This window comes from Halodesulfovibrio spirochaetisodalis (assembly GCF_001672295.1).
Lineage (GTDB): Bacteria > Desulfobacterota > Desulfovibrionia > Desulfovibrionales > Desulfovibrionaceae > Halodesulfovibrio > Halodesulfovibrio spirochaetisodalis.
In genome coordinates, this window is record NZ_JXMS01000001.1 from 107,999 (window position 1) to 127,914 (window position 19,916).

33 protein-coding genes are annotated in these 19,916 nt (G+C 47.7%); 32 read left to right on the top strand and 1 reads right to left on the bottom strand.

Translation table 11 applies throughout. The features are described from left to right. Positions 1-32: 32 nt before the first annotated feature. Positions 33-1,310, bottom strand: a complete 1,278-nt coding sequence (sat, locus tag SP90_RS00505) for a sulfate adenylyltransferase (RefSeq protein WP_066851484.1) — start codon at positions 1,308-1,310, stop codon at positions 33-35. Between the two features lie 668 nt (positions 1,311-1,978). Here sat and rpsL point away from each other — a divergent pair. From rpsL to rplQ, 32 genes are all read left to right on the top strand, one after another. Then, a complete protein-coding gene (gene rpsL, locus SP90_RS00510; RefSeq protein ID WP_020001415.1) occupies positions 1,979-2,350 on the top strand; it encodes a 30S ribosomal protein S12 in 372 nt (123 codons plus the stop codon). Positions 2,351-2,374: 24 nt separating this feature from the next. Next, entirely contained in the window at positions 2,375-2,845 is a 471-nt protein-coding gene (rpsG, locus tag SP90_RS00515; RefSeq protein ID WP_020001416.1) for a 30S ribosomal protein S7, read from the top strand. A gap of 15 nt (positions 2,846-2,860) precedes the next feature. Next, positions 2,861-4,936, top strand: a complete 2,076-nt coding sequence (fusA, locus tag SP90_RS00520; protein ID WP_066851486.1) for an elongation factor G — start codon at positions 2,861-2,863, stop codon at positions 4,934-4,936. A 733-nt stretch (positions 4,937-5,669) separates the two neighbouring features. After that, positions 5,670-5,987 carry a 30S ribosomal protein S10 gene (gene rpsJ / locus SP90_RS00525; protein ID WP_010938597.1) on the top strand — a complete coding sequence of 106 codons (318 nt, stop codon included), beginning with the start codon at positions 5,670-5,672 and terminating at the stop codon, positions 5,985-5,987. 12 nt (positions 5,988-5,999) lie between these two features. Then, positions 6,000-6,629, top strand: a complete 630-nt coding sequence (rplC, locus tag SP90_RS00530; RefSeq protein ID WP_066851488.1) for a 50S ribosomal protein L3 — start codon at positions 6,000-6,002, stop codon at positions 6,627-6,629. A gap of 12 nt (positions 6,630-6,641) precedes the next feature. After that, positions 6,642-7,262, top strand: a complete 621-nt coding sequence (gene rplD / locus SP90_RS00535) for a 50S ribosomal protein L4 (protein WP_066851490.1) — start codon at positions 6,642-6,644, stop codon at positions 7,260-7,262. 12 nt (positions 7,263-7,274) lie between these two features. Beyond that, the gene (rplW, locus tag SP90_RS00540) at positions 7,275-7,565 is read left to right on the top strand and encodes a 50S ribosomal protein L23 (protein WP_066851493.1); all 291 of its coding nucleotides are present in this window, start codon (positions 7,275-7,277) and stop codon (positions 7,563-7,565) included. 3 nt (positions 7,566-7,568) lie between these two features. Beyond that, the gene (gene rplB, locus SP90_RS00545) at positions 7,569-8,399 is read left to right on the top strand and encodes a 50S ribosomal protein L2 (RefSeq protein ID WP_066851495.1); all 831 of its coding nucleotides are present in this window, start codon (positions 7,569-7,571) and stop codon (positions 8,397-8,399) included. A 9-nt stretch (positions 8,400-8,408) separates the two neighbouring features. Next, positions 8,409-8,690: a 30S ribosomal protein S19 gene (gene rpsS / locus SP90_RS00550; RefSeq protein WP_020001422.1), complete on the top strand. Its 282-nt coding sequence runs from the start codon at positions 8,409-8,411 to the stop codon at positions 8,688-8,690. Positions 8,691-8,705: 15 nt separating this feature from the next. Continuing rightward, positions 8,706-9,038: a 50S ribosomal protein L22 gene (gene rplV, locus SP90_RS00555; protein WP_066851497.1), complete on the top strand. Its 333-nt coding sequence runs from the start codon at positions 8,706-8,708 to the stop codon at positions 9,036-9,038. A 9-nt stretch (positions 9,039-9,047) separates the two neighbouring features. Continuing rightward, positions 9,048-9,689: a 30S ribosomal protein S3 gene (rpsC, locus tag SP90_RS00560; protein ID WP_066851499.1), complete on the top strand. Its 642-nt coding sequence runs from the start codon at positions 9,048-9,050 to the stop codon at positions 9,687-9,689. Continuing rightward, positions 9,689-10,102: a 50S ribosomal protein L16 gene (gene rplP / locus SP90_RS00565; RefSeq protein ID WP_066851504.1), complete on the top strand. Its 414-nt coding sequence runs from the start codon at positions 9,689-9,691 to the stop codon at positions 10,100-10,102. Before rpsC ends, rplP begins: the two co-directional genes overlap by 1 nt. 1 nt (position 10,103) lies before the next feature. Further along, positions 10,104-10,292, top strand: a complete 189-nt coding sequence (gene rpmC, locus SP90_RS00570; RefSeq protein WP_020001426.1) for a 50S ribosomal protein L29 — start codon at positions 10,104-10,106, stop codon at positions 10,290-10,292. Position 10,293: 1 nt separating this feature from the next. Further along, positions 10,294-10,560, top strand: coding sequence for a 30S ribosomal protein S17 (gene rpsQ / locus SP90_RS00575; RefSeq protein ID WP_020001427.1), 267 nt, complete (start codon positions 10,294-10,296; stop codon positions 10,558-10,560). Positions 10,561-10,569: 9 nt separating this feature from the next. Beyond that, entirely contained in the window at positions 10,570-10,938 is a 369-nt protein-coding gene (gene rplN / locus SP90_RS00580; protein ID WP_066851506.1) for a 50S ribosomal protein L14, read from the top strand. Between the two features lie 8 nt (positions 10,939-10,946). Continuing rightward, positions 10,947-11,270: a 50S ribosomal protein L24 gene (gene rplX / locus SP90_RS00585; protein ID WP_066851508.1), complete on the top strand. Its 324-nt coding sequence runs from the start codon at positions 10,947-10,949 to the stop codon at positions 11,268-11,270. 11 nt (positions 11,271-11,281) lie between these two features. Then, positions 11,282-11,821, top strand: coding sequence for a 50S ribosomal protein L5 (rplE, locus tag SP90_RS00590; protein WP_066851510.1), 540 nt, complete (start codon positions 11,282-11,284; stop codon positions 11,819-11,821). Between the two features lie 12 nt (positions 11,822-11,833). Next, entirely contained in the window at positions 11,834-12,019 is a 186-nt protein-coding gene (locus SP90_RS00595; protein ID WP_020001431.1) for a type Z 30S ribosomal protein S14, read from the top strand. A 17-nt stretch (positions 12,020-12,036) separates the two neighbouring features. Then, a complete protein-coding gene (gene rpsH / locus SP90_RS00600) occupies positions 12,037-12,417 on the top strand; it encodes a 30S ribosomal protein S8 (RefSeq protein WP_066851512.1) in 381 nt (126 codons plus the stop codon). Positions 12,418-12,428: 11 nt separating this feature from the next. Further along, positions 12,429-12,965, top strand: coding sequence for a 50S ribosomal protein L6 (gene rplF, locus SP90_RS00605; RefSeq protein ID WP_066851514.1), 537 nt, complete (start codon positions 12,429-12,431; stop codon positions 12,963-12,965). 14 nt (positions 12,966-12,979) lie between these two features. Next, the gene (gene rplR, locus SP90_RS00610) at positions 12,980-13,336 is read left to right on the top strand and encodes a 50S ribosomal protein L18 (RefSeq protein ID WP_066851516.1); all 357 of its coding nucleotides are present in this window, start codon (positions 12,980-12,982) and stop codon (positions 13,334-13,336) included. Positions 13,337-13,353: 17 nt separating this feature from the next. Further along, positions 13,354-13,845, top strand: a complete 492-nt coding sequence (gene rpsE / locus SP90_RS00615; protein WP_020001435.1) for a 30S ribosomal protein S5 — start codon at positions 13,354-13,356, stop codon at positions 13,843-13,845. Positions 13,846-13,853: 8 nt separating this feature from the next. Further along, on the top strand, positions 13,854-14,024 hold the full coding sequence (gene rpmD / locus SP90_RS00620; RefSeq protein ID WP_020001436.1) for a 50S ribosomal protein L30: 171 nt from the start codon (positions 13,854-13,856) through the stop codon (positions 14,022-14,024). Further along, entirely contained in the window at positions 14,024-14,473 is a 450-nt protein-coding gene (gene rplO, locus SP90_RS00625; RefSeq protein ID WP_066851518.1) for a 50S ribosomal protein L15, read from the top strand. The genes rpmD and rplO overlap by 1 nt, the downstream gene beginning before the upstream one ends. Before the next feature lie 7 nt (positions 14,474-14,480). Continuing rightward, positions 14,481-15,791, top strand: a complete 1,311-nt coding sequence (gene secY, locus SP90_RS00630) for a preprotein translocase subunit SecY (RefSeq protein WP_066851520.1) — start codon at positions 14,481-14,483, stop codon at positions 15,789-15,791. A gap of 5 nt (positions 15,792-15,796) precedes the next feature. Then, positions 15,797-16,564 (top strand): type I methionyl aminopeptidase, encoded by a 768-nt coding sequence (gene map / locus SP90_RS00635; RefSeq protein ID WP_066851522.1) that lies wholly within the window; start codon positions 15,797-15,799, stop codon positions 16,562-16,564. Positions 16,565-16,685: 121 nt separating this feature from the next. Continuing rightward, positions 16,686-16,799, top strand: coding sequence for a 50S ribosomal protein L36 (gene rpmJ / locus SP90_RS16415; protein WP_020001440.1), 114 nt, complete (start codon positions 16,686-16,688; stop codon positions 16,797-16,799). An 18-nt stretch (positions 16,800-16,817) separates the two neighbouring features. Beyond that, a complete protein-coding gene (gene rpsM / locus SP90_RS00640) occupies positions 16,818-17,189 on the top strand; it encodes a 30S ribosomal protein S13 (RefSeq protein ID WP_066851524.1) in 372 nt (123 codons plus the stop codon). Between the two features lie 159 nt (positions 17,190-17,348). Next, positions 17,349-17,738, top strand: coding sequence for a 30S ribosomal protein S11 (gene rpsK, locus SP90_RS00645; protein WP_020001442.1), 390 nt, complete (start codon positions 17,349-17,351; stop codon positions 17,736-17,738). Between the two features lie 17 nt (positions 17,739-17,755). Beyond that, the gene (gene rpsD / locus SP90_RS00650) at positions 17,756-18,382 is read left to right on the top strand and encodes a 30S ribosomal protein S4 (protein WP_066851525.1); all 627 of its coding nucleotides are present in this window, start codon (positions 17,756-17,758) and stop codon (positions 18,380-18,382) included. A 13-nt stretch (positions 18,383-18,395) separates the two neighbouring features. Continuing rightward, positions 18,396-19,439: a DNA-directed RNA polymerase subunit alpha gene (locus SP90_RS00655; protein WP_066851527.1), complete on the top strand. Its 1,044-nt coding sequence runs from the start codon at positions 18,396-18,398 to the stop codon at positions 19,437-19,439. Further along, a complete protein-coding gene (gene rplQ, locus SP90_RS00660; protein WP_066851529.1) occupies positions 19,429-19,884 on the top strand; it encodes a 50S ribosomal protein L17 in 456 nt (151 codons plus the stop codon). Before SP90_RS00655 ends, rplQ begins: the two co-directional genes overlap by 11 nt. Positions 19,885-19,916: the final 32 nt, after the last annotated feature.

The window sequence follows — 19,916 nt, forward strand, 5'->3', positions numbered from 1 at the left end:
CCGATCCCCTTTTATAATCAGAGTAGCTAAAACTACATGGATTCGCCGGAAGCAGCACCCTGCATTTTAACTTCAACTTTCTCGGTAAGACCTTCGTAGTATTCACGAAGGATAACGAGAACTTCGTCACGACCGAAGTGATCTGGAATTTCAGCGCCTTCGGAAAGTGCTTTACGGAGTTTAGTACCGGAAAGGATAACACGATCTTCTTTAGTGTGTGGGCAGGTACGCAGGGAAGCCATGCCGTCACACTTGTAGCAGTAGAAGGTCCAGTCAATTTTCATTGGCTTACAAAGCAGTGCTTTGCCCTGATCTGCAGGAGTAGGGATGCGATCGAAGATTTCCTGTGCTTCGAAGAGACCGTAGAAGTCACCTACACCAGCGTGGTCACGACCGATGAGCATGTTGTTAACACCGTAGTTCTGACGGAAGGTAGCGTGGAGCAGGCCTTCACGTGGACCAGCGTAACGCATGTCAAGTGGGTAACCAGCCTGAATTACGTTTGCTTTTACGAAGTAGTGCTCAACAAGAGTGTCGATAGCTTTTACGCGAACGTCAGCTGGGATGTCCCCTGGCTTGAGGTTACCGATGAGAGAGTGAATGAGCACGCCGTCACAAACTTCGATAGCGATTTTTGCGAGGAATTCGTGAGAACGGTGCATTGGGTTACGGAGCTGGAGAGCAGCAACTTCAGACCAGCCGCGCTCTTCGAACATTGCACGAACTTCAGCAGGGCGGAGGTAAACGCCTTCGTATTCTGCAGGGTACTCACCTTCGGAGAGAACTTTAACAGGGCCGGCAAGGTTTACTTCTTTCTGAGCCATTACCATCTGTACACCTGGGTGATCGTCAAGAGCGATTTTCCAGAATACGTCGTCAGCAGACTCTTCGCCTTCGCCTTTAAATACTTTTTCACATTCCCATTTCTTGTCAGCTTCGGTCATCTCGAATTTTTCTTCTACTTTCATAGTAGCGAAAACGATGCCGTCACGAACGAGAGCAATTTCTTCACCAACTGCGATTGCGTCAGCTTCTGCTTTGGAAGCGTCAAGAGTAACTGGTACAGGCCAGAAAGTGCCGTCTGCGAGAGTGAAGTTCTCACATACGTTCTTCCAGTCTTCTTTACCCATGAAGCCGTTAAGCGGGGAGAAGCCACCGATACCCATCATGATGAGGTCGCCTTTTGCACGAGCGGAGATGTCGAGCTTTTTGAGGCCTTCAGCTTTTTTTACTTCTGCTTCAAGTTCAGCACCTTCGAGCAGGCAACATACGAGACCTTTACCACCGTGTGGGGCTACCAGTTTAGACATAACTTCCTTCCTCCGGAATATAAAAGTTTGTAACTTGTGAATTACCGATTAGGTTTTTCATAAATCTAATCTTGTAGTTACTCTAACTAGATAGACGATTGCGCTTGTGTCTGTAAAAATTCTAGTTAGTGCTTGAGACTGGTTTGTGAAAAAATAGACAAAAAGTCAAGAGCAAAAAAATAACTTTTTTAAATGAATAAAATTAAATGTTTATATTGATGACATGGTGTCAAGAAAAAATAAAATAATGCCCTATATGCCGGAGCTTGGGAATAATAGTACAAATTAAACTCTGAAAAACGATCGAATTAGTAATTATAAAGCAAAAAAACTTTGTGAAAAAAGTCTCAATAGGGTGACCGCAGCGTTACATATATATAGTCAGATTAGCGCGATGATTATATCTGAAAAAAATAGCAAAAATTACTTGAACCCTATGGTAAAAAGACGTAAGTACCTGATTCGAAATTTCACGGGTCTGACTGTCGATGCCGAGCGGGCTGCTGGGCTGCATCGGGTCCCCGTTTGGAATAGATGAGCTGCTAACTTGCTTTTAGTTCTCCACTAAAGGCTTGTTGGTGCTTTTGTTGTGATTGAGTTGCACCACGCAACGGAGCTGCTCATCCTGTACTAAGCGAACGACTTTGATTAATTCCTTTGGAGGAAAAATGCCCACTATCAACCAACTTATCCGTAAGGAACGTAAGAAGGTTGTAAAACGTAAGAAAACCCCAGCGCTGCAGGCTTGTCCACAGCGTCGCGGCGTTTGTACTCGTGTTTACACCACTACGCCTAAAAAACCTAACTCCGCGCTGCGTAAAGTAGCTCGTGTACGCCTCACCAACGGCATCGAAGTAACTGCCTACATCCCTGGTGAAGGTCATAACCTGCAGGAACACTCCGTTGTTATGATCCGTGGTGGTCGTGTAAAAGACTTACCAGGTGTACGTTACCATATCGTACGTGGTACCCTCGACACCGCTGGTGTTGCAGATCGTCGCCAGGGCCGTTCCAAGTACGGCGCTAAGCGTCCTAAGTAAGCAGTTAATTGGAGTAATATAGATATGCCTCGTAAAGGACCCGTACCTAAGCGTGAAATCCTGCCAGATCCGGTTTACGGAAGTCGTCTGGCAGCTCGTTTTGTCAACCGTCTCATGCTCGACGGTAAAAAGAGCACTGCAGAGAAAATTTTCTACAAAGCTCTTGATGTTCTCGCTGAGAAAACCGGCGAAGATGCAATCCGCGCTTTTGAAAAATCTATTGAGAATGTTAAGCCTCATCTGGAAGTTAAATCCCGCCGTGTAGGTGGCGCAACTTACCAGGTTCCGGTTGAAGTTCGTCCAGACCGTCAGGTTTCTCTCTCTATCCGTTGGATCATCACCTACGCTCGCGGTCGTGGCGAGCAGGGCATGGTTGCACGTCTGTCCGGCGAACTGCTTGACGCGTTCAACAGCCGTGGTGGTGCTGTGAAGAAGAAAGAAGACACCCATCGTATGGCAGAAGCTAACAAAGCTTTTGCACATTTCCGTTGGTAATCTGAGGAGCTTGCTGTGTCTGCTAAAGTAGCTGTATCAAAACAGAGAAATATTGGTATCATGGCCCACATTGATGCGGGCAAGACTACCACTACTGAACGTATTCTTTACTACACCGGCGTGTCTCACAAAATTGGTGAAACACATGACGGTGAGTCCAACATGGACTGGATGGAGCAGGAAAAAGAGCGTGGTATTACTATTACCTCTGCTGCTACCACCTGTTTCTGGAAAGATTACCGCATCAACATCATTGATACACCGGGTCACGTTGACTTCACAATGGAAGTAGAACGTTCCCTTCGTGTTCTTGATGGTTCTGTGTGTGTATTTGACGCTGTTGCTGGTGTTGAGCCTCAGTCTGAGACTGTATGGCGTCAGGCTGACCGTTACGGTGTGCCTCGCATCTGCTTCATCAACAAAATGGACCGTATCGGTTCCGATTACTGGCGTGCAGTAGGCATGATCTCCGATCGTCTCGGTGCTAAGCCTATCTCTCTCCAGATTCCAATCGGTGCTGAAGACCATTTTGAAGGTATCATCGACCTCGTAACCGGCGAAGCTATCTACTACGATAAAGCTACCAAAGGTGCTGAGTTCGAAATCAAGCCTGTTCCTGCTGACCTGCAGGACCTGTTTGACGAAAAACGCCTTGAAATGATGGAAGCTGCAGCTGAAGAAGACGAAGAGCTTTTCGAAAAATACCTCGGTGGTGAAGAACTCTCCGCTGATGAAATTAAGAATGCTCTGCGTAAAGCTACAATTGCGCGTTCAATCGTGCCTGTATTCTGTGGCTCTGCATTCCGTAACATGGGCGTACAGCCTCTGCTTGACGCGGTAGTTGACTACCTCCCAAGCCCGGTTGATATCCCAGCAATGGAAGGTAGCGATCCTGATAACGAAGAAGTGAAAATTCCTTGTCCATGTGATGACAAAGAACCTTTCTCCGCTCTCGTTTTCAAACTCGCTTCTGACCCATACATCGGTCACCTTTCTTTCAGCCGTATTTACTCCGGTAAAATCGAAACTGGTATGACCATTTACAATGCGAATACTGGTAAGAAAGAACGTGTTGGTCGTCTTCTCAAGATGCATGCTAACAAGCGTGAGGACATCAAAGAAGCATACGCTGGTGACATCGTAGCTGTTGTTGGTCTGAAAAACGTATCTACTGGTGACACCATCTGCGCGATGGATCGTCCGGTAGTTCTCGAGTCTCTCGATATTCCAGATCCAGTTATCGAAGTTGCTATTGAGCCTAAAACAAAAGCTGACCGTGACGCTCTGTCCGCAGCTCTTGCTAAGCTCGCTAAAGAAGATCCATCCTTCCGTGTTAAAGGTGATGACGAAACTGGTCAGACCCTTATCTCCGGTATGGGTGAGCTTCACCTCGACATCATTGTTGACCGTCTTACCCGCGAATTTAGCGTTAACGCTAACGTTGGTAAGCCTCAGGTAGCCTACCGTGAAACTATCACCAAGGTTGCTAAAGAAGATCACAAGTACGCTAAGCAGTCTGGTGGTCGCGGTCAGTACGGTCATGTTGTTATTGAAATCGAGCCTAACCCAGAGAAAGGCTACGAGTTCACTAACTCCATTACCGGTGGTGTTATTCCTAAAGAATACATCCCAGCTGTTGACAAAGGTATTCAGGAAGCACTCAAAAGCGGTGTTTACGCTGGATTCCCAACTGTTGACGTTAAAGTTAACCTCGTATTCGGTTCTTACCACGACGTTGACTCCTCTGAGCAGGCATTCTACATCGCTGGTTCTATGGCGATTAAAGCTGCTTGTAAGAAAGCTGGTCCTCAGATCCTCGAGCCTATCATGGGCGTAGAGGTTGTAACTCCTGAGGAATACCTTGGCGACGTAATGGGTGACCTTAACGGTCGTCGTGGTCGTGTACAGGGTATGAACACCCGTGCTAACGCTCAGGTTATTGATGCGATGGTTCCGCTTTCCGAAATGTTCGGTTACGCAACTGACCTTCGCTCTAAAACTCAGGGTCGTGCGAACTTCACTATGCAGTTCGACCACTACGAGCCTGTACCTAACTCTATTGCTGACGAAATCGTTAGCAGTAAAGCTTAGTATCTGAGTAATCAGACGATATAATGCTCCGGTCATCGCAAGGTGGCCGGAGCTTTTCTGGTTAGAAAAGGTAGGCTAAGTATAATTCAACATATCGTAAGAAAAAATACGAAAAAGGTGTTGACGTTAGTGCTTGTCTCACATATAAGTCTTTCTCGCTTGAGACGAACTCTGTTTTGTTCTTAAGCACAAAAACTCCTCCTCACAAATTTGGAGGTTAAGAATGGGTTGAGCCCATTCTGCTGTTTTTTGACATTTGCAGGCGTTTCTTGATGCTGCATTATGTCGTGCCGTTCCAGCAAGGACCGTGTTTTGCTGTAAGGTGCACATACAAATTTAAGTGTTTATACCACTTGCATCTTGGAACCCCTGCGGGCCCTCCATGTCTATTGTTTCTACACAATATGCATGGAACGGGTGACGACATTTGGGCGTTCTTCGCAAATAGTGGAGTAGAGGTCTTTTGATGTTGTCACGCTGGGCTGGCATGTCACACATCACAATCCCTCTCTTCTTTTCTCCATTATTTACGAATAACAAATTTCGAACTCGCTTCGAGTTCTCCTGTCCTCTGTCGTTCTTAGGGCAAGATGCATCTGTTCAGCCGTTACTTTACAGAGATTTTCATCTTGTACCGTCGTGAGGAAATTTCTGCTTATTGCAGTTTGGATCATTCCCCTCACGGAATGATCACAGGTAAGGGTCTCGTATCCCTAATATGGAGTAATAAACTATGACAACTGTTAGCAGTGATCGTATCAGAATCAAGCTTAAAGCTTACGATTACCGCATCCTTGATAAGGCTGTGGCAGAGATCGTTGATACGGCGCGCAACACGGGTGCAGGGGTTGCTGGTCCAATCCCACTCCCAACAAACATTCACAAGTTCACGGTCAACCGTTCTGTACACGTAGACAAAAAGTCTCGCGAGCAGTTCGAAATGCGCATCCACAAGCGTCTTATGGATATCCTTGAGCCTACTCAACAGACCGTTGATGCTCTTGGAAAGCTCAGTCTACCTGCTGGCGTGGACGTTGAGATTAAACTCTAGCGAGAGGTAATCATGACTGAGAAATTAGGAATCTTGGGCCGCAAGGTTGGCATGACCCGTATTTTCGCTAACGATGGTTCTGCTGTTGCAGTAACAGTTATCGAAGCAGGTCCATGCCCTGTAATCCAGAAAAAAGATGCGGCTACTGACGGATATAATGCAGTTCAGATTGCATTTGGTGAAGCTAAAGAAAAGCACGTAACCAAAGCAATGCGTGGTCACTTTGCAAAAGCTGATCGCGGTCTGTTCCGCAACACATGCGAAATTCGTCTCGCGGAAGCACCAGAACTGGAAGTTGGTCAGGACATCACTGCAGAGATCTTCGCTGCAGGTGAAAAAGTTCGTGTGACCGGCACTACAATTGGTAAAGGCTTCCAGGGCGTAATGAAGCGCTGGAACTTCGCTGGTATGCCTGCTTCCCACGGTCACGAAAAAGTGCACCGTTCCCCAGGCTCCATTGGTCACGCAACTTTCCCGGGTAAAGTGTTCAAAGGCAAGAAAATGCCTGGTCACATGGGTAACGTTCGTCAGACCACATCTAACCTCGAAGTCGTCGCTGTTCGCGCCGATGAGAACCTCATCCTGGTTAAGGGTGCAGTACCTGGTCCTAAGAATGGCCTCGTACTGGTACGTAAGCAGTAAAGGGGTACTACAGTGGCTGTTGTAAAATTATACGATCAGAACAAAGCAGAAGCTGGTGAAATCACTCTGGCTCCTGAAGTGTTCGAGGTCGAGGTAAAACCCGAGATCCTGAACCTTGTTGTACGCGCACAGCGTGCAGCTAAGCGTGCAGGCACCCACGCAGTTAAGGGCCGCTCCGATGTTCGTGGCGGTGGCGCTAAACCTTGGCGTCAGAAAGGTACCGGTCGCGCACGTGCTGGTTCCTCCCGTTCCCCAATCTGGCGTGGTGGTGCTGTGACTTTTGGTCCTCAGCCCCGCGACTATGGGTTTAAGGTAAATAAAAAGGTTCGTCGCCTTGCTATTAAAATGGCTCTGTCTTCCCGCCTTGCTGGTGAGAATCTCATGGTCGTTAAAGGCATCGAACTGCCGGAAGTAAAGACTAAGCTCATGGCTGGTGTTACCGAAGCACTCGGTCTGAACAAAGCACTCATCGTTGCAAAAGACCTCGATGAAAAGCTCGTTCTTTCCGCACGTAACCTTCCAGGTATCACTGTACAGTCCGTTGAGCAGCTGAACGTATACGATGTTCTTCGTCACAAGCAGCTTGTTCTGCTCGAAGGCGCTGTTGAATCCGTTCAGGAACGACTGAAGTAGAGGTAGGGTCACATGAATTATACTAAGATCCTCATCAAGCCGCTTGTCTCTGAAAAAGCTACCTTCCTCAAAGAAGAAGCTCAGCAGGTTACATTTTATGTAGCACCTTCTGCTAACAAGATTGAGATCAAGAAGGCTGTAGAAGAAGCCTACAATGTTAAAGTTGCAGGTGTTAACGTAGTGAGACGTCGCCCTCAGCCTAGAGTACGTCATGGCCGCACTGTTGGTCAGATCTCTGGCTACAAGAAAGCGTACGTGACTCTGGCCGCTGGCGAAAAAATCGAATTCTTCGAGGGAGTGTAAGCAATGGCTGTTCGTAAGCTTAAGCCTACTTCTCCGGGTCGTCGCTCCCAGACTATTTCCCTCTTCGAGGAAATCACTCGTAGCACCCCAGAGAAGTCTTTGACTGAAGGCCTGTCCAAAAAAGCAGGTCGCAACAACTACGGTCGTATTACTCAGCGTCGTCGTGGCGGTGGACACAAACGTCTTTACCGTATCATCGATTTTAAACGTAACAAGTTCGATATCCCTGCAACTATTGCACACATCGAATACGACCCTAACCGTTCCGCTCGTATCGCTCTTCTGCACTACGCAGACGGCGAAAAGCGTTACATCATTGCTCCGGTTGGCGTAAAACAGGGTGATGTTATTATTGCAGGTGAAACTGCAGACATCAAACCTGGTAACGCTCTTCCAATGAGCAAGATTCCGGTTGGTACAATCATTCACAACATCGAGCTTGCTCCTGGCCGTGGCGGACAGTTCTGCCGTGCTGCTGGTGCATATGCACAGCTCGTTGCTAAAGAAGGCAAATACGCTCTCTTGCGCATGCCTTCTGGTGAAGTGCGTAAGGTTCTTTTGACCTGTATCGCAACCGTTGGTCAGGTTGGTAACGTAACTCACGAGAAAATTCGTATCGGTAAAGCTGGCCGTAACCGCTGGCTCGGTAACCGTCCGAAAGTTCGTGGTGTTGCAATGAACCCTATCGATCACCCACTCGGTGGTGGTGAAGGTCGTAGCTCTGGTGGTCGCCATCCGGTTACCCCTTGGGGCGTACCTACCAAAGGCTACAAGACTCGCGACAAGAAGAAAGCTTCCAACAAGCTCATCGTTAAGCGTCGCGGTCAGAAGTAGGAGTAGAAAATGCCTAGGTCTCTTAAAAAAGGTCCTTTTGTCGACGACCATCTTCTCCGAAAAGTTGAGAAGGCTCAGGAAAGTGGCGATCGCCGCGTGATCAAGACTTGGTCCCGTCGTTCCATGATTCTTCCTGAAATGGTAGGCCTTACCTTTGCGGTTCATAATGGTAAGAAATTCATCCCTGTATTCGTGACTGAGAACATGGTTGGTCACAAATTCGGTGAATTCTCCCCGACCCGCACTTACTACGGCCATGCTGCCGACAAAAAGAGCAAGGCTAAACGCTAGGGCAGGTGAAGTAATATGCAAGCTCAAGCTACCGCCAAGTTCGTACGCGTATCTACACGCAAGACCCGTCTCGTTGCTAAAAACGTTGTTGGTCTGCCAGTAGAAGACGCTGTAAATATCCTTAAGTTCACCCCGAACAAAGGTGCAGCAGTTATTAACAAAGTGCTGCACTCTGCAATTGCCAACGCCGAACAGGTTCCTGGCTCTGATGTGGATGCTCTCGTGGTGAAACAGGTTATAGTCAACGAGGGTCCAACCTGGAAACGCTTTATGCCTCGTGCACAGGGTCGCGCAACTCGCATCCTGAAGCGTACCAGCCACATCACTGTCATTCTCGAAGAAAGTTAGGATACAGTTATGGGACAAAAAGTACATCCATATGGTTTCCGTCTTGGTTTTAACAAGAACTGGAGATCTCGCTGGTTCAGCAAAAAAGAATATCCTGCCTTTGTCTTCGAAGATAATAAAATTCGTAAGTACGTAAAAAAGGCCCTGTATCACGCAGGTATTGCTGACATTGAAATCGAACGCGCTGGCGGAAAAGTTCGTCTTATCCTTAGCACAGCACGTCCGGGTATTGTCATCGGCCGTAAGGGCGTAGAAATCGAAAAGCTTCGTGCTGATCTTCGTGGTAAATTCCAGCGTGAATTCTCCATCGAAGTTAACGAAATCCGTCGCCCTGAAACCAATGCACAGCTTGTAGCTGAGAACATTGCTATGCAGCTGGAACGCCGTGTTGCTTTCCGTCGCGCTATGAAACGCACTGTTTCCATGGCTCGCAAGTTCGGTGCAGAAGGTATCAAAGTATCTTGTGCTGGCCGTCTGGCAGGCGCTGAAATCGCACGTACCGAATGGTACCGCGAAGGTCAGGTTCCGCTTCAGACTCTGCGCGCTGATATCGACTACGGTTTTGCAGAAGCTTCCACCACTTACGGTATCATCGGTATTAAAGTCTGGATCTACAAAGGCGAAATCCTTGACAGTGAGGTAGGGCAGTAATGCTTCAGCCTAGAAAGACTAAATTCCGCAAGCAGCAGACAGGCCGTCTGAGAGGCAAAGCCACTCGCGGTAATACTATTGCTTTCGGTGACATCGGTTTGAAAGCGCTCGAACATGGCAAGATCTCCAACCAGCAGATTGAATCTGCTCGTATTGCGATGATCCGTCATATTCGACGTGGTGGTAAAGTTTGGATCCGTATTTTCCCGGATCACGTGAAAACCTCTAAGCCTCTTGAAGTTCGTCAGGGTAAAGGTAAGGGCGCACCATGTGGTTGGTACGCACCTGTTAAGCCTGGTCGTATCCTGTACGAAATCAAAGGTGTTGATATCGAGCTTGCTAAAGAAGCGCTGAAACGTGCATCTTACAAGCTTCCTATCAAGACTACTATCGTGGTTAAGGAGGGGCTCTAGAATGAAAGCCGCAGAACTTAAAAAACTTAGCGTTGAAGAACTCAACACTAAGCTGGAAGAAGCTCGCAAGGAACTTTTTGACTTGCGTTTCAAGCATGCAACTGCACAGCTTGATAACACTTCCGGTATTCCTGCTACAAAACGTGCTATTGCACGTATTTTGACCATTTTGAAGGAAAAGGGAGCGTAAAATGTCCGAAGCTATTGAACAGCGGAAGGGTCGCGCGCTCGTTGGTACTGTTGTGAGTGACAAGAACGACAAAACTATTGTTGTTCGCGTTGAGACACTCGTTAAGCACCCACTTCTCAAAAAGTACATTCGTCGTCGTAAGAAGTTTACTGCTCACGACCCTAACAACGAATGCGCTATGGGTGACAAGGTAAAAATCATCGAGTTCCGTCCACTCAGTCGCAACAAACGCTGGCATCTCGTTTCTGTTTTGGAAAAAGCCGTTTAGGGGTTTGCTATGATTCAGGTAGAATCTACTCTTGAAGTAGCGGACAACTCCGGTGCCAAAAAAGTTGCTTGTATTAAAGTTCTCGGCGGTTCTAAACGCCGTTATGCTTCTGTAGGCGACATCATCGTAGTATCCGTGAAAGAGGCTATGCCTCATTCTAAGGTGAAAAAAGGTGACGTGATGAAAGCTGTTGTTGTGCGCACGAAGAAAGAAATTCGTCGCGTAGATGGCACTTACATCAAGTTTGACACCAACGCAGCAGTAGTGCTGAACAAGCAGGGCGAACCTGTAGGTACTCGTATCTTCGGCCCAGTTGCTCGCGAACTTCGCGGCAAGGGTTACATGAAGATTGTATCTCTCGCACCTGAGGTATTGTAGGAGAAACCATGAAACAGTATCGTATCCATAAAGACGACAAAGTCATGGTAACCTCCGGTAAGGACAAAGGCAAAATCGGCAAAGTTACTAAGATCCTTCGTAAGAAAGATCGTGTAGTTGTCGAGGGTGCAAATATGGTTAAGCGTCACACTAAGGCGAACCCATATGCGCAGCAGCCTGGTGGAATCGTCGAAAAAGAGATGCCTATTCACGTTTCTAACGTGATGGTCATGTGTGGTGCTTGTGCTGAACCTACTCGCGTAGGCTACCGCCGCACCGAAGACGGTAAAAAAGTGCGCTTCTGCAAGAAGTGTAACGAAATTCTTGGGTAGGGTGAAAGACGATGACCCGTCTGAATAAGATCTACAAAGAAAACGTGGTGCCGGCCCTGCAGAAAGAGTTCCAGTACAAAGGACCTATGCAGGTTCCCGGGCTGGAGAAGATCTCCCTCAATATCGGCCTTGGCGAAGCAAGCACAAACAACAAAATCCTCGAAGATGCTGTTGTAGCGCTTACCGCCATTGCTGGTCAGAAGGCCGTTGTTACTCGTGCTAAGAAGTCTATCGCTGCATTCAAACTGCGTGAAGGCATGCCTATCGGCTGCCGAGTAACTCTTCGCGGTGCCGTAATGTGGGATTTCCTCGACAAGCTCGTTAACTTTGCACTGCCTCGTGTACGTGACTTCCGCGGTATCCCTGATCGTGGTTTTGATGGTCGTGGTAACTTTACCTTGGGTATCAAAGAACACACCATCTTCCCTGAAATGGAAGCTGATCGTGTTGATAATGCCTTTGGTATGAACATCACCATCGTTACTACCGCTTCCTCTGACAAAGAAGGCAAATTCCTGCTTGATCAGCTCGGAATGCCTTTCAAGAAGTAAGGAGAACCAAAGATGTCTCGTAAGTCTCTTGAAGTAAAAGCCGCGCGCAAACCTAAGTTTAGCGCTCGTGCATACAATCGTTGTCCTATTTGTGGACGCCCACGCGCATTCATGCGTCGTTTCGGCATTTGCCGTATCTGCTTCCGCCAGATGTCTCTGCGCGGTGAGCTTCCAGGCGTTCGTAAATCGAGCTGGTAAGTCACAAGGAGTTTTAGATGCTGACTGATCCTATTGCTGACATGCTTACACGTGTCCGCAACGCGCACTTGGCCCTTCATAAGGAAGTGAGTGTGCCGCGCTCGAAGATGAAGGAATCCATTGCCTCCATCCTCAAGGCTGAGGGTTACGTAAACGACTACGCTGTAGAAGATCGTGAAATTAAGATCACTTTGAAATACGTTAAAGGTAAAGCTGCAGTAGCAGGCCTCAAGCGTATCTCCAAGCCAGGTCGTCGCGTTTACGTTGGTGCACAGGACGTTCCATCCGTTCAGAACGGTCTTGGTATTTGTATCCTGTCCACATCCCGTGGTGTACTAGAAGGAAACGCTGCTAAAGAAGCTAATGCTGGCGGCGAAATCCTCTGCGAAATCTGGTAGCGGGTGCAGTCATGTCACGTATTGGTAAGCAGCCTGTAGCAATCCCTTCCGGTGTTGAAGTTAAGATTGCGGGCGAAGCTATTAATGTAAAGGGCCCTAAGGGCAGCATTTCTACACCAGTAGAAGCTACCCTCAATTACGAAATTGCTGACGGCAACGTAGTAATTACCCGCAAAGATGAGTCCCGCGTAGCACGTGCACAGCACGGCCTCCGTCGTACTCTCGTTGCTAACTGCATCGAAGGTGTAAGCAAAGGCTTCTCCAAGACTCTCGAAGTCAACGGTGTTGGTTACAAAGTTGCGGTAAAGGGAAAGAATATTGAACTTGCAGTTGGGTTCTCCCATCCAGTTGTTATGCCTCTTCCAGAAGGACTTGAGGCTAAAGCTGAGGGTAACAAGCTGACAGTAAGCGGCATCGATAAGCAGCTCGTAGGTGAGTTTGCAGCTACCGTTCGTCGTGTACGTCCGCCAGAACCTTACAAAGGCAAGGGCATTAAATACGATAATGAGCAGATCCGCCGCAAAGCCGGTAAATCTGCAGGTAAATAGGCAGGTGTAGACATATGAAGTCCAAGAACGAAAAAAGGCTGCGTCGTAAAGTACGCATCCGGAAAAAGATTTCAGGCTCTGCTGAATGTCCGCGTCTCGTTGTCTTCAGGTCTAACCTGCATATCTACGCTCAGCTCGTGGATGACTGCAAAGGTGCAACCATTGCAGCAACTTCCACACTGACTCTTAGCAAAGACGGCGAAGCTCTTAAATCCAACAAGGCTTCTGCAGCCAAGGTTGGCACCGAAATCGCTCGCCTTGCTAAGGAACAGAAAATCGAGCGCGTAGTGTTCGACCGTAACGGCTACATCTATCACGGCCGCATTCAGGCAATTGCTGATGCAGCTCGTGAAGCAGGCCTGAAATTTTAACAGGTATAGGTATAGTCATGGAACAAAACGAACTCGGTTTGATTGAAAAGATTGTCTATCTCAACCGCGTTGCGAAAGTTGTAAAGGGCGGTCGCCGTTTCAGCTTCTCCGCATTGGTTGTAGTTGGTGACGGTCAGGGCAATGTAGGCTTCGGCCTTGGTAAAGCTCAGGAAGTTCCTGAAGCTCTGCGTAAAGCCTCTGAGCGTGCAAAAAGAGACATGGTTCAGATCTCATTGGTTGACGGTACCTTACCATATGAGGTATTAGGTCGTTTCGGCGCTGGTCGTGTACTTTTGAAGCCTGCTTCAAAAGGTACTGGTATCATCGCTGGTGGCCCGGTACGTGCGATTATGGAAGCTGTTGGTGTTACTGATATTCTTGCAAAAGCTATCGGCACTAACAACCCACATAACGTACTCCGTGCAACCATGGCTGGTCTGACATCCCTGCGCAGCGCTGACTATGTCGGCTCCCTGCGTGGTAAGAAGCTCGAAGCTCCTAGGAAGTAGGTATAGCCATGATCAAGGTTAAACTTGTACGTAGCCGGATCGGCTCTCTCCCTAAACAGCGTGCTGTATTGGACGCTCTGGGCCTGAAAAAGATCCGTCAGGAAAAACAGTTTAAGGACAATGCTGCAGTGCGCGGTATGATTGCTAAAGTTTCTCATATGGTGGAGGTTACGGAGTAATGCAACTTCATGAACTTTTCCCATTTAAAGAGGAACGCAAGCAGCGTCGTCGTATCGGTCGTGGCTCCGGCTCTGGCTGGGGTAAGACTGCAGCAAAAGGTCATAAAGGTCAGAATGCTCGCTCAGGCGGCGGCGTTCGTCCAGGTTTCGAAGGTGGCCAGATGCCTCTGGCTCGTCGTCTGCCTAAGCGTGGTTTCTCCAACGCTAAGTTTAAAGCAGTATACGACGTGATCAATCTTGATCGCCTTGCTGAAGCTTTTGAGGGACAGAATAACATCACCCTCGAGGACATCTACGCACGCGGTCTTGCTAAGAACGGTGCAGCTGTAAAAATTCTCGGTCGAGGCGAACTTTCCGCTGCACTGACAATTGAAGCTCACAAGTTCACTGCTTCTGCACTCGAAAAAATCCAAAACGCCGGCGGCGAAGCCAAGGCGCTTGAAGGGTAGGTAAAACGTGGCGCTCAGTGGTGTTGATAATCTGGCGAAACAGCCAGAACTGAAAAAGAAATTGTTGTGGACCTTCTTCTTACTCGCTGTTTACCGAATCGGTATTCATGTACCAGTACCTGGTGTTGATACAGCAGCGTTGTCTGATTTCTTTGCCAGCGTTCAAAACACCCTGTTCGGCCTGTTTGACATGTTTTCCGGGGGCGGACTTCGCAATCTGTCGATTTTCGCCCTCGGCATCATGCCCTATATTTCTGCCTCTATTATCGTACAGCTTCTTCAGGTAGTTTCACCTGATCTGAAGCGTATGGCAAAAGAGGAGGGGGCTTCTGGCCGCCAAAAAATTACCCAGTACACCCGATATGGTACTGTTCTCATTACCATCATTCAGGGCCTGGGTATTGCTGTTGGTCTGGAAAGTATGACCAGTCCAGTAGGCGCGCCAGTTGTACTTACAGCCGGATGGGCTTTCCGACTCACCACGATCATCACGCTTACCGCAGGTACCGTCTTGATTATGTGGATAGGCGAGCAGATTACTGAAAAAGGTGTGGGAAATGGTATTTCCTTAATCATTTTTGCTGGTATTATTGCTGGTCTTCCGGGTGCCCTGCTTAGATCCTTTAACCTTGTTGGTGCAGGTGAACTCAGCATTTTTGTTGGTATTCTCATCCTCGCCATCATGGCTGCCGTTTTGGCATTCATTGTCTTTATGGAGCGTGGCCAACGTCGTATCCCTATCCATTATGCTAAGCGTCAGATGGGTAGAAAAATGGTAGGCGGCCAGACCACACATCTTCCACTGCGAATTAACACCGCTGGTGTTATTCCGCCGATCTTTGCATCTTCTCTGCTTATGTTCCCGGCTACAATCGGCACATTTGCTCCAGATGTAGAGTGGATTCAGCAGTTCTCTGCTTGGTTTGCTCCACAGACAATTGTATATAACATCATTTTCATCGCTCTCATTGTATTCTTCTGTTTCTTCTACACTGCAATTGTTTTTGATCCAAAAGACATTGCTGAAAACTTGAAGAACTCAGGCGGCTTTATTCCAGGCATCCGTCCGGGTATGAAGACCAAAGAATACATTGATAAGGTTCTTTCCAGAATTACTCTCTGGGGTGCCTTTTACATCGCAGCTATCTGTGTTCTTCCAATGCTTCTCATCGCAAAACTCAATGTTCCGTTCTACTTCGGTGGTACAAGCCTCTTGATTATTGTGGGTGTAGCAATGGACTTCATGTCACAGGTAGAGTCTCACATGATCTCTCGCCAATACGAAGGACTTATGAATAAGTCCAAGAAAGGTAGATAGTAGAAGTGAAAAAATACCGCGGTGTTTTTTTAAAAAATGAGAAAGAAATTGGCCTCCTTCGGGAGGCCAATCGAATTGGTGCTATCATTCTTGACGTCCTGGGTGAACATGTTCGCCCAGGCGTTAAGACTATCTTTTTCCATGAGCTGACAATGAATCTGTGCAAACAGTTCAATGTTAAACCTGCATTCCTTGGGCTCTATGGCTTCCCTTATTCTTTATGCTGTTCAGTAAACGAAGAAATCGTTCACGGTTTCCCGTCTGATCGTGTGCTTAAAGAGGGAGATATAGTTTCTTTTGATGTAGGAGTCCTGTATGAAGGTTTTTATGGTGACAATGCCAGAACCTTTACTGTAGGAACTGTATCGGAAAAAGCTCAGAAGCTTGTCGATGTAACGCGTGAGTCTCTCATGCTTGGTATTGAACAAGCTCGACCTGGAAATAATCTTAATGATGTTTCCAGAGCAATTCAGGAACATGCTGAGGCTCACGGTTTTGGCATTGTCCGTCGTTTTGTTGGGCACGGCATTGGTCGTAAGCTCCACGAAAAGCCGGAAGTTCCTAACTTTGTTCCGCATGAGAGTGCGGGACTTCCTTTGAAAGCTGGGATGGTTATTGCCATCGAACCGATGGTTACTGAAGGTTCATATGAAGTTGATATTCTCGACGACAATTGGACTGCTGTGACCAAAGACAGAAAGCTTTCTGCTCATTTTGAGCATTCTATTGCTATTACATCAGATGGACCGGTTATTCTGAGTTTATCTGATTAATTGTGTCAATACTCGTTATATGTGTTGACTACTTGTGGAACTTGGTGTTACTGACCTCAGTTCTGGGCTTATTCAAGCTCAGTTTTTGTTGTGTCAGAAGATCCAGACTATGGAGTCAAAGATGAAAGTCAGGCCTTCAGTTAAGAAAATGTGCTCTAAGTGCAAGGTTATCCGGCGCAAGGGCATCCTGAGAGTCATTTGCGAAAATCCCCGACATAAACAGCGTCAGGGCTAAGCATACCAGGAGTAAATTGTGGCTCGAATTGCAGGTGTAGATCTCCCAAGAGGTAAGCGTGCTGATATCGCTCTTACCTACATCTTCGGCATTGGTCGTTATACAGCTCTCCAGATCCTCGACACAGTAGGTGTTGACTGGACACGCAACATTGACGACGTATCCGCTGAAGAAGTTAACGAGATCCGTAAAGTTATTGAGCAGGACTACAAGGTAGAGGGCGACCTCCGCCGTGAAGTTTCTTCCAACATCAAACGTCTTATGGACTCCGGTTGTTACCGTGGTCTGCGTCACCGTCGCGGTCTTCCTGTGAGCGGTCAGCGTACTAAGACCAACGCACGTACCCGTAAAGGTCCACGTCGCGCTGTTGTTGGTAAGAAGAAGAAGTAAGTCCATCCTCATGTAGGATCAGGCGTGGAATCTCTCCCGAGCTAAGGGTGCTTTCATATGATGCAACACCTTAGTCCGGCGTATCACGGCTTAGTCATACTAAGCTCGTATGAGGTTCCCAACCCCATCTATCAATTATCTAGTTGAGAGAGTATAGTTATGGCTAGACCCAAGCGTACGGGCAAGAAAAAAGAAAGAAAGAATATTCCCGTAGGGATCGCCCATATCCAGGCTACCTTCAACAATACCATTATTACCTTTACCGACACTCGTGGTAACGCAGTAAGTTGGGCATCCGCTGGCCAGTCCGGTTTTAAGGGTTCCCGTAAGTCTACTCCGTTTGCTGCTCAGGTTGCAGCTGATACTGCAGCTAAGAAAGCACAGGAAAACGGAATGCGTACTGTCGGTATCTACGTCAAAGGTCCAGGTACCGGTCGCGAAGCCGCCATGCGTGCTATCAACGCTGCTGGATTCAAGGTTGCGTTCATTCGTGACGTAACCCCGATCCCTCACAATGGCTGCCGTCCACCTAAGAGACGTCGCGTCTAATACAAGAGGAGATTGTTTTGGCTAAATATAATGGTGCTAAGTGTCGCATTTGTCGACGCGAAGGTTCAAAGTTATTCCTGAAAGGCGATCGCTGTTACACTGATAAATGCGCATTTGACCGCCGTCCATACGCACCTGGACAGGCTGGTCGTTCACGCAAAAAAGTAAGCGATTACGCAGTTATGCTGCGCGAAAAGCAGAAAGTTCGTCGTATGTACGGCATTCTCGAAAAGCAGTTCCGCAGCTACTTTAAAAAGGCTGACATGCAGAAAGGCGTTACTGGTGAAAACCTCCTCGCACTTCTCGAACGTCGTCTTGATAACGTGGTTTACCGTCTCGGTTATGCTAACTCCCGTCAGCAGGCTCGTCAGATGGTTCGTCACGGCGTATTCACACTCAACAACCGTCAGGCAAACATTCCTTCTATGCAGGTGAAAGTTGGTGACGAAATCGTTGTTGTAGAAAAACATCGTAAAGATCCAGTTCTGGCGGAAGCTCAGGAAGTTATCGCTCGTCGCGGTTGTCCGAATTGGCTGGAAGTTGACGCCCCTAACTTCAAGGGTTCCGTTAAGGCTCTGCCTCAGCGCGAAGACATTCAGTTCCCAATCAACGAACAGCTGATTGTCGAGCTCTACTCCAAATAAGCGGGTTTAAAGCATGCTCATCAAACAAGGCGACAGAACTATTAATACACGCAACTGGTCTGAGTTGGTTAAGCCCGACACCATTGCGCGTATCGGCGAAGGCAACACCCAGTACGGTAAGTTTGTATGCGAGCCTCTCGAACGAGGATACGGTAACACTATCGGCAACTCTTTGCGTCGTGTGTTGCTTGCATCCCTTCAGGGCGCTGCCGCTGTTGCAGTAAAAATGTCCGGAGTTCATCACGAGTTCACCACTATTGAGGGTGTTCTTGAAGATGTAACCGACATTGTGCTGAACCTTAAGTCAGTACGATTTGCTATGGATACGGAAGAACCTCAACGTATTGAGTTCACCGTAAATAAGCAGGGCGCTGTAACTGCCGACGCCATTCAGGGCAACCAGCACGTAATGGTTCTCAATCCGGAACAGCCTTTGTTCACTCTGACCGAAGATAAAGAAGTAACTTTTGAACTCGAGATCAGAATGGGTAAAGGGTACGTGCCAGCTGACATGCATGAAGGACTTAGTGACGAGATTGGTCTTATCAAACTCGACGCTAGTTTTTCACCGGTTCGCAAGGTTGCCTACACTGTTGAGCAGGCCCGTGTCGGCCAGATGACCAACTATGACAAGCTCATCCTTGAGGTCTGGACCGATGGTTCAGTATCCCCTGAGGATGCCATTGCCTACAGTGCAAAGATCATTAAAGAACAGATCTCTGTTTTCATTAACTTTGACGAGCGTATCTCTGAAGAAGAAAACGAACAGGCTGCTGCAGACAGCGGCTTGAACGAAAACCTCTTCAAAGGCATTGACGAGCTTGAACTTTCTGTTCGTGCTACTAACTGCCTCAAGAGTGCAAACGTTGCATTAGTTGGTGAACTTGTTCAGCGCACTGAATCTGAAATGCTCAAAACCAAGAACTTTGGCCGTAAGTCACTCGACGAAATCCGTCGTGTACTTGGCGAAATGGGTCTTGATTTTGGTATGCAGGTTGAAGGCTTTGAGAAGAAATACCAGGATTGGTTGAAGAGGAAGCAGCAAAATGAGGCATAGCAAATCTGGAAAGAAATTCAGCAGAACACCTGCACATCGCAAGGCTATGTTCCGTAACATGGCGAAGTCTCTGCTGACTCATTACTCCCTTCGTACCACCGTGGTTAAAGCTAAAAGCCTGCGTGGCGTTGTTGAGCCCCTGATTACTCTTGCTAAACGCAATGATCTTCATGCTCGCCGTCAGGCTTACAAAGTTCTTGGTTCTCACCAGCTCGTTAAGGTTCTGTTCGATGAAATCGGACCGCTTTTCGAGGGTGTACCAGGCGGCTACACACGTGTTATTAAGCTCTCTACTCCACGTAAGGGCGATAATGCACCTATGGCTGTCATCGAACTTATTCGCAAGCCCGGTGCAGAAGAATCTGAGTCCGCAGCTCCGATGAGCAAGGAACAGAAAGACGAAGCAGTTAAGCAGGCTGTTGAAGCTGCTACCGCAGCTGAATAATCTGCGTTACTGTATCGCACTATGCATATCAA

What these genes read in the sequence shown, in the direction of transcription:
- sat (WP_066851484.1), bottom strand. Translation starts at nt 1,310, where the DNA reads ATGTCTAAACTGGTAGCCCCACACGGTGGTAAAGGTCTCGTATGTTGC.
- rpsL (WP_020001415.1), top strand. Translation starts at nt 1,979, where the DNA reads ATGCCCACTATCAACCAACTTATCCGTAAGGAACGTAAGAAGGTTGTA.
- rpsG (WP_020001416.1), top strand. Translation starts at nt 2,375, where the DNA reads ATGCCTCGTAAAGGACCCGTACCTAAGCGTGAAATCCTGCCAGATCCG.
- rpsJ (WP_010938597.1), top strand. Translation starts at nt 5,670, where the DNA reads ATGACAACTGTTAGCAGTGATCGTATCAGAATCAAGCTTAAAGCTTAC.
- rplC (WP_066851488.1), top strand. Translation starts at nt 6,000, where the DNA reads ATGACTGAGAAATTAGGAATCTTGGGCCGCAAGGTTGGCATGACCCGT.
- rplW (WP_066851493.1), top strand. Translation starts at nt 7,275, where the DNA reads ATGAATTATACTAAGATCCTCATCAAGCCGCTTGTCTCTGAAAAAGCT.
- rplB (WP_066851495.1), top strand. Translation starts at nt 7,569, where the DNA reads ATGGCTGTTCGTAAGCTTAAGCCTACTTCTCCGGGTCGTCGCTCCCAG.
- rpsS (WP_020001422.1), top strand. Translation starts at nt 8,409, where the DNA reads ATGCCTAGGTCTCTTAAAAAAGGTCCTTTTGTCGACGACCATCTTCTC.
- rplV (WP_066851497.1), top strand. Translation starts at nt 8,706, where the DNA reads ATGCAAGCTCAAGCTACCGCCAAGTTCGTACGCGTATCTACACGCAAG.
- rpsC (WP_066851499.1), top strand. Translation starts at nt 9,048, where the DNA reads ATGGGACAAAAAGTACATCCATATGGTTTCCGTCTTGGTTTTAACAAG.
- rplP (WP_066851504.1), top strand. Translation starts at nt 9,689, where the DNA reads ATGCTTCAGCCTAGAAAGACTAAATTCCGCAAGCAGCAGACAGGCCGT.
- rpmC (WP_020001426.1), top strand. Translation starts at nt 10,104, where the DNA reads ATGAAAGCCGCAGAACTTAAAAAACTTAGCGTTGAAGAACTCAACACT.
- rpsQ (WP_020001427.1), top strand. Translation starts at nt 10,294, where the DNA reads ATGTCCGAAGCTATTGAACAGCGGAAGGGTCGCGCGCTCGTTGGTACT.
- rplN (WP_066851506.1), top strand. Translation starts at nt 10,570, where the DNA reads ATGATTCAGGTAGAATCTACTCTTGAAGTAGCGGACAACTCCGGTGCC.
- rplX (WP_066851508.1), top strand. Translation starts at nt 10,947, where the DNA reads ATGAAACAGTATCGTATCCATAAAGACGACAAAGTCATGGTAACCTCC.
- rplE (WP_066851510.1), top strand. Translation starts at nt 11,282, where the DNA reads ATGACCCGTCTGAATAAGATCTACAAAGAAAACGTGGTGCCGGCCCTG.
- SP90_RS00595 (WP_020001431.1), top strand. Translation starts at nt 11,834, where the DNA reads ATGTCTCGTAAGTCTCTTGAAGTAAAAGCCGCGCGCAAACCTAAGTTT.
- rpsH (WP_066851512.1), top strand. Translation starts at nt 12,037, where the DNA reads ATGCTGACTGATCCTATTGCTGACATGCTTACACGTGTCCGCAACGCG.
- rplF (WP_066851514.1), top strand. Translation starts at nt 12,429, where the DNA reads ATGTCACGTATTGGTAAGCAGCCTGTAGCAATCCCTTCCGGTGTTGAA.
- rplR (WP_066851516.1), top strand. Translation starts at nt 12,980, where the DNA reads ATGAAGTCCAAGAACGAAAAAAGGCTGCGTCGTAAAGTACGCATCCGG.
- rpsE (WP_020001435.1), top strand. Translation starts at nt 13,354, where the DNA reads ATGGAACAAAACGAACTCGGTTTGATTGAAAAGATTGTCTATCTCAAC.
- rpmD (WP_020001436.1), top strand. Translation starts at nt 13,854, where the DNA reads ATGATCAAGGTTAAACTTGTACGTAGCCGGATCGGCTCTCTCCCTAAA.
- rplO (WP_066851518.1), top strand. Translation starts at nt 14,024, where the DNA reads ATGCAACTTCATGAACTTTTCCCATTTAAAGAGGAACGCAAGCAGCGT.
- rpmJ (WP_020001440.1), top strand. Translation starts at nt 16,686, where the DNA reads ATGAAAGTCAGGCCTTCAGTTAAGAAAATGTGCTCTAAGTGCAAGGTT.
- rpsK (WP_020001442.1), top strand. Translation starts at nt 17,349, where the DNA reads ATGGCTAGACCCAAGCGTACGGGCAAGAAAAAAGAAAGAAAGAATATT.
- SP90_RS00655 (WP_066851527.1), top strand. Translation starts at nt 18,396, where the DNA reads ATGCTCATCAAACAAGGCGACAGAACTATTAATACACGCAACTGGTCT.
- rplQ (WP_066851529.1), top strand. Translation starts at nt 19,429, where the DNA reads ATGAGGCATAGCAAATCTGGAAAGAAATTCAGCAGAACACCTGCACAT.